3 protein-coding genes are annotated in these 6520 nt (G+C 37.8%); all 3 read right to left on the bottom strand.

Features of this window, described 5'->3' with window-relative positions; genetic code table 11:
• Window positions 1-107: 107 nt before the first annotated feature.
• Window positions 108-356, bottom strand: coding sequence for a hypothetical protein (locus ACTHOQ_RS18490; protein WP_440497644.1), 249 nt, complete (start codon window positions 354-356; stop codon window positions 108-110).
• Window positions 357-470: 114 nt separating this feature from the next.
• Window positions 471-3182: an S-layer homology domain-containing protein gene (locus tag ACTHOQ_RS18485; protein ID WP_440497642.1), complete on the bottom strand. Its 2712-nt coding sequence runs from the start codon at window positions 3180-3182 to the stop codon at window positions 471-473.
• Between the two features lie 1240 nt (window positions 3183-4422).
• Window positions 4423-6264 carry an SH3 domain-containing protein gene (locus tag ACTHOQ_RS18480; RefSeq protein ID WP_440497641.1) on the bottom strand — a complete coding sequence of 614 codons (1842 nt, stop codon included), beginning with the start codon at window positions 6262-6264 and terminating at the stop codon, window positions 4423-4425.
• Window positions 6265-6520 lie beyond the last annotated feature (256 nt).

The raw sequence follows: 6520 nt of genomic DNA, 5'->3' as shown, positions 1-6520 counted from the left end.
TTTTAATAGAACAGATTTTGATTTTGATAGAAAAGTTAAGTAGCTTGATGCGACAACTATATTGACAAACACCGATATGTAATTCCTCCAATTCAAGTTTATTAATTTTATATATGTAACAACTTTATTTGATTATGACTAACTTCAGCTATTACTAATGTGGAGCTATCAGAATAAACGGTTTTATCGTTGTCGATTAAAGCAAATTCCTCCACGATGACTTCCTCATACTTCCAATTTTTGAACAATGATAATACTTCTTTACAATGAATTTCCAGGATATTCATTTTCGATTGAAAATAGCCTTGAACTTCCAATAACAGCCCATTTATTTTCAACTGGCTAAAAAAATGCATATAAATCCCTCCATAGTAAATATTGTATAGAATTCTATTATAGTTTACAAATTTTCACACAAAAAAACTCCCTCTATTGAAAAATAGAGAGAGTCTGAATCAAAGTTGCTGAAATTACTTAGCTTTTACTTCGATGTTTAGTTTTTGAGCGTTAGTGCGTGCACCTTTATCTGTAACAGCTGCGTTACCGATAACTTTAACGTTTACTGTATCAGCCAATGCGAAGTTGATTGGAGCAGAAAGAGTTACACGTAATGTGTTATCTTTTCCAACAACTGCAGCTGGTGTTGCTAATGTAGCTGAATGAGCTTGACCGTCAACAATTAATGAGAAGTCAGAAGCGAAAGTTCCGCCGCCTAATCGAACTGCTTCATTATATGTTAATTCGATTGTTTGGTTATCGATAATTACTGCAGAAGTTAATTCTGGAGCTTTTGTATCTTGAACAGCAATTGTTTGCTCATAAGCTTTTACTGTTTTTGTACCTGCCAAGTTTTGAACGTTGAATACTTTCAATACAGCTGTATTGTTGTCTTCAGTAATTGTACCTTCAGCCAATTTGATTGTCGCTTTTTTGTTATTGTCGGAAATAGTGATTGTAGCACCAGTTAATGCTTTTCCGTCCAATGTGTAGTTAGCTAAATCAGTTGCAGAACCTGCTACCGCGCCGCCTTTAACTTCAGTTGGGAAATTAACAGTAATCGTATCACCAGAAGTTGTAACAGCATTTGCAGCCATTTCAAATTCAGTTGAAGTTTTAGCAGTACCGAAATCGAATGTCATGTTGAAAGCAGCTGATTGGTTAGCAGCTAATGCTAAGTCAGTCACTAAGTTTTGGTTGAATGTAACAGCGAATTTACCTTCAACTAAAACAGGAGTACCAAATTTGAATGATACTTTCTTAGAACCTTTTTCAACCGAACCAGTTAATGTGTTTAATTTTGAATCCACTTTGCCTTCTTCATTTACTACAGTCGCGATTGAACCGAAGTTAATGCCAGATTTAGCAGCTAATGCTTCGTTGAATTCCACTACGATTTCTTCTACTTTACCATCTTCATCAACAATGATGTCATAGCCAGTAGCTACTGGTTTTGCAGCATCTTTCGTTAATGTAACAGTTTTAGTAGTTGCAGCGAATTTGTTGCCTAAAGCATCTGTCATTTTCCCGCCTAATACTACAGTGAATACACGTGAATCTTTGTTGGCAAAGATTGCGTTATCTTTTAATTCCACTAAGAATTGTTTGTCGTTTGAGTTTGCTACTACTTTAGCAGTGTCGCTAGTTACTGCAGCTAATAATTCGTCTTTAATGATACCGTTTGCTAATGCAGCTTCTACAGATGCAACGTTCATCGGTTTGTCGAATGTTACTAAAATAGCGTTGTCGCCAGCAGCTTCAATTGTTGCTGTTGGAGCTACAGTATCAACAGTAACTTCAAATGCTTTTGAAGCTTTTACTGTTTTATTGCCGGCAGCATCCACAACATTGAATAATTCAACAGTGTGCGTTTTTCCAGCTTCAACAGTAACACCAGTTAAAGTAATTACTTTGCCTTCAACTTTAGAAATTGTAGCTGCTTGACCATTGATTTTTGCAGTATCTGCTGTAGCAGCTTCAGTTAAAGTAACTGTAACTGTTTCAGTAGCTTTGCCTTTTGTTGCAGCTTTAACAGATGCGATTGCTGGAGCAACTTCATCTTTGTAAGTTACTACAGATACGTATTTAGCAGTTTTTACTAAACGGTCTTTAGCAGTGCGCACTGGCTCAACTACTAATGCAGCATCTTTAACATTGATTGCTGTTGGTGAATTCAATGTTAATGTTTTGCCGTCTTCAGATAAAGCAGCTGTATCCAATGTTGTACCTTGGATTGATACTTTGTTGTTAATATCTGATTTTAATACGGCTTCGCTGAATTTAACTTCAACAGTCAAACCGTCAACAATGTTTACTGACATAACTTTTGGTGCTTCAACTTTGAAAGTTACTGTTGCAGTATATTCTTTGCCTTTAATTTTGAATGTTACTTCTGTTGCTACGTTAGCTTCTAAAGCTTTTTCCAAAGTTACTACATGTGTAGTGTCATCAGATAAAGTAACGTTTAATGTAGTCGCATCTACTGCCACTGCTTCTTTAACTGTTAATTCAACTTCTTTAGCTTCAGTGTTGATTGTTTTGTTTAAGAATGAAGCGAATTGACCACGAGTTACTGTGTTTTTCGGGTTGAAGTTTTCAACTACAGAAATACCTAAATCACGTAATGCTTGGATAGCTTCGCGAGCTTCAGCTTTAGCAGTAGTTAAGTCAGCAACTTTAACGTCTTCGATTTCAGCAGCTAATTCTACTAAAGTAGTTTTGTTGATTGCTTTATAAGCGCGGTCTAAAACTAGAGCCATGTTTTCGCGAGTGATTTTGCCGCCAGCATTTAATGCACCGTTAGAACCGTTGAATACGCCAGTATCAGCAACTAATGCAGCATATTTTACTAATTCTTGGTCTTTTGCATTTACTGCTAGGTCATTGAAACGAGCTTTTGTAGCATAGTCAGCAGGGATATCAAAGCCTTGAGCTTCTACCCATTTACCTAACATTTTCACAACTTGACCACGAGTTAATTCTTGGTTTGGCTTGAAAGTGCCATCTGGGTAGCCTTGGATGATGCCAGCTTCTACTAAAGCATTAATATTCTCAGAATGTGAGTTTGTGTTTGCAACATCAGAAAAACCAGCAGCAGAAGCTACAGGAACGATTGCAGATGCTACTAATGTAGCTGTCGCAGCAGTTGCTACGAATTTAGTATATTTCTTTGGTTGGTTAGCCATAGAACGATTTCCTCCAATTAGAAAACAAATTTTTATCATTTTTGTGATATTGTCTCGTATATTACGATAACATCAACAAGTATATTAGTAAGGGTTTTTATTGTCAATGCTATTTTAGGAAATATAAAGTAAACTTAATAATACTAGTAATACCAACGTTCTCTTATCATGACTTTCGAGTATTATTATTTACCAATAATTAATTCGCATGGCAATAATTAGTTTTATAGTATAATATTTATGATATTAAAATTTCATCATCTTGCAATTTAATAGTATTTATTTGATTTATGTATTGGCGCATTATTGGTAAATATGGAATCGGAAATTGCTGACGTTCCCTGACAATTATTCAGGACGGCGGTTTATATTCTTCTTTTATTTTTCTGTTTCTATTACCGCAGAATAAAAGCACTAAAATGCCCATCCAGCTCCGAGCAGGCAAAACAACACGTCGTGTGGCATGCTCCCAATGACTTATATCGTGTGAGCCGCAAGTTTTGGAGGACTCGACGCAGAGTAAACATTCAACAACTTTTGCAGAGGGTACTGAAAATCTGGCTTCTTTATTAATGACTTCCATTTTAATTGACAGGTTTTTTACCGGCACAACAATCGGTTTCGTTTCTTCAGGAAATGTGTGTATTTTATTCGCTAGCCAAATATCCACGAGGAAATCTTGGCGTATTATAAGCGAAGCGGGAAGACAGTGACGGCAAAAAAGAAGCCGATTCCCGTAATTTGATATGAAGGGGTCCTCTATTACCGGTTGGGAGATTCGTTTAAATGCTCACTTTAATAAATAGACGGAAAAATTCCCCTTATTAAAAAAATACAATCAAAAACAGCCTAAATAGTCGGAAAAATTCCGCTTATTGACCAAAAAAACATGAAATTGAAGGATTTTTCTTTGCATAACCGGAAAATTTCCCTTTATTTCCCCCAAAAAGGACCCGATCGCGCAAATAACCGGAAAATCTCCGCTTATTTTCTTCATCACATAATTAAGAGAAAGAATCTATTACGGTAAAATGGGGATTTTATCAATCCAATATGAGGGTGCTGGTAGTTTTCCGGCTCTCTCCTTTTGTACGGTGGGGCCTAATCGTGCAAGGAGTTGGCACGGCTTAGTTGGAAGGGGATAACACTTTCTTGCAAAGTTATCCACAACACCAAAGCCTGCAGTTTCCTAAACGCCAAAAAAGCTGCCTCCAATTATATAGAGACAGCTCAACATTCATTATTTTTGTTTTGTTTTTCTATAATAGATGAAATACGCTCCGCCAAATGCCCCGATTACCAATGCGAGCACGAGCGCCATAAAGCCCCATGATACGGCGGTTTCCTGATCTGCCGCTTGAACGCTTCCTTCCCCGGTTGCAGCCGATGCGACGATTGGCTCAGCATCCTCATCTGGCTTCATTTCTTCGGCAATTTGCTGCTCTGCAATATAGCGCTGCATAAGCGGCAGCGTGTTTTCATAAGTTTGATAGTGCTTTGAATCCATTAAATCAATTTGTGACACTGTATCGATATACACCCATTTTGTGCCCGTTTTAAACGGCAATCGCTTGAACACGACATACCCTTTCTGCACCTGTTCCCCCGCGATCAGACCATTTTCATTCGATGGTGAAACAACGATTTCCATAGGCATATTGTAATCAGCAAACTGCAAAATATCATAGCCGTTTTGCAATTGCTCCATACTTAATAATTGGCGGTAAATATATGTCTCTGATGCTTCCTCTTCCTCAATTGGAAACTGGTAAACACCATCATTTAAAGCCCGTCCCTCGACTGAAGCCAATGCATTGAATTCATCCGCATTAATCGTCGTTCCATAAAAATCATTAATGACATTTTCCATTGGGGTACTGTCCATATATTGCATGCCGTCAATTGGAATTTCTACACTATTTTCTTTCGTAAAATAACTTGCCTCATAGCCGGGCAACCCGCGCTTCACCCCATCTTCGACATTTTTCACCATCGTATAGGCATTTCGAGATACCCCATTTTCATACGGCATCTCAAGGAATACGGACTGGGCCAGCTTTATCTTCAAGCTATCCATTTCTGCGGGGAGTACTTCGATTTCCTTTTCCGGGGCGATGGCTGCCGCCAAATCAAGCAGCTCATTTTTCGCACGCTTTAAGTCGAATGAAAACTTATCCGATAGCGAAGCAGATTTATAATCATCGCTATAAATGATTTTTGCTCCTTTTGCTTTTTCATATTTAGCAAAAAGCGCATTATAATCTTTCTCAAGGAGCGGTTCTGTTTTGCCGCCATTTGATAAATAGTAATTTTCGAGATAAATGGTTTCATCATATCCATTTTTCTTCACCCCGCCATAATAATCTTTTGATGCTGCTTGCTCATGTGTCAATGTAAGCTCAGAAAGCTCCCCATTGCCGGATTGTACGATGAAATACGTATTCAAATATGTATTTGCTGTCACTTCATATGAATTTTTCCCTTCACTCGCTTCATAATAGTCGGTTTTTGCCTGTTCATTCAGCGCCGACAGCTTATACTTTTTCTCGGAATTCGTTTGTGTATGATGGAACAAATAATAATCGGTCGCATCTTTTAAAACCGATAAACCGTGCTTTAAGTTTTTTTGGTATATAACTGTACCGCCACTATAAATTTTTTCGATATACTGTCCCTTTGACGGGTTGGAGTCCACAATTACAAATAAGTCTTCAATACCGTCCTGTGTAAAATCGTTCACTAATGCATAAATAACATCATCTGTTTCTTCCAGCAATTTATAATACGACGAATAAATCGGCAGCAAGTCTTCTGTAAACGGTTTGATGAATTCATTGCGCACCCAGCCGAGCCGTCCATTGTACTCAACTTTCGCCCAGCTTGCTTCCTCGCGTATAAGCTTCACCCGTGTCCCTTGCTTCAGTGCTGCAACCTTCATGCCATCCGGATTGGCTGTAGCCGTCATCGTCGCCCCTTGCTCCGCAGAAATAATTGAATGCCTCACCTCTTCCGCGGAGGAGCTTTGCATACATCCTAAAAAACCTGTTAAAAGCGCAAAAAATATGTAAAAACATTTTTTCATTACAATTTCCATCCCATTTCCTCAATATACATTGTTTATAATTTTAACAAAAACTTGGTAAGTAGTGGGTAATATTTATCGTATGGATATTGAAAATTGGTGAATTCGGCAAATTAGCGGCTTCCTCTCATAACAAACCCTTGCATACTAACTAGTATTATATAAGGAATATCCTAATCTTTGGATGTAATATAGAGTCATGGACATAATCGAGCTAAGTTAGTAAAATAACTTATATGAGAGGACGTGTCCGACA

It is taken from the genome of Solibacillus silvestris (genome assembly GCF_051967575.1).
In the GTDB taxonomy this organism is placed as follows: domain Bacteria; phylum Bacillota; class Bacilli; order Bacillales_A; family Planococcaceae; genus Solibacillus; species Solibacillus silvestris_B.
Note: the sequence above shows the minus strand (reverse complement) of the source record. Positions and strands in the feature narration are given on the sequence as shown.

Excerpts from the sequence above, each read along its gene's own strand:
- ACTHOQ_RS18485 (WP_440497642.1), bottom strand. The coding sequence starts at position 3,182 with ATGGCTAACCAACCAAAGAAATATACTAAATTCGTAGCAACTGCTGCG.
- ACTHOQ_RS18480 (WP_440497641.1), bottom strand. The coding sequence starts at position 6,264 with ATGAAAAAATGTTTTTACATATTTTTTGCGCTTTTAACAGGTTTTTTA.
- ACTHOQ_RS18490 (WP_440497644.1), bottom strand. The coding sequence starts at position 356 with ATGCATTTTTTTAGCCAGTTGAAAATAAATGGGCTGTTATTGGAAGTT.